Below are 293 nucleotides of genomic sequence, written 5' to 3'. Positions count from 1 at the left end.
GGCGCTGCCGGGGACGTCCACCGCCTTCATCTCCGGCCGGGCCCTGGCCAGCCTGCGCGCCGTCGCCTCCCCGGACGACCGGACCCTGCTCATCGGCTCGCACGGCGGCGAGGTCTTCACCGGACCGGACAGCCCTCCCCTGGTGCTGGACGAAGCGCAGCAGCAGGCGCTGGCGGCAGCCACCGCCGTCGTCGAAAACGTAGTGGCCGCCCATCCGGGCACCCGGCTGGAAGCCAAGCCGGCCGGCGTCGTGCTCCATACCCGAACCACCGACGACGCCGTGGCGGCGGCGG

Annotated in this window: 1 protein-coding gene; it reads left to right on the top strand. The window is 75.1% G+C overall.

Translation table 11 applies throughout. From position 1 onward, the window contains the following. The coding region (locus AC5RUJ_RS18980; RefSeq protein ID WP_494156604.1) for a trehalose-phosphatase at positions 1-293 on the top strand (293 nt) is incomplete at both ends.

The sequence above is a fragment of the Arthrobacter sp. Y3223164 genome (genome assembly GCF_059091005.1).
Note: the sequence above shows the minus strand (reverse complement) of the source record. Positions and strands in the feature narration are given on the sequence as shown.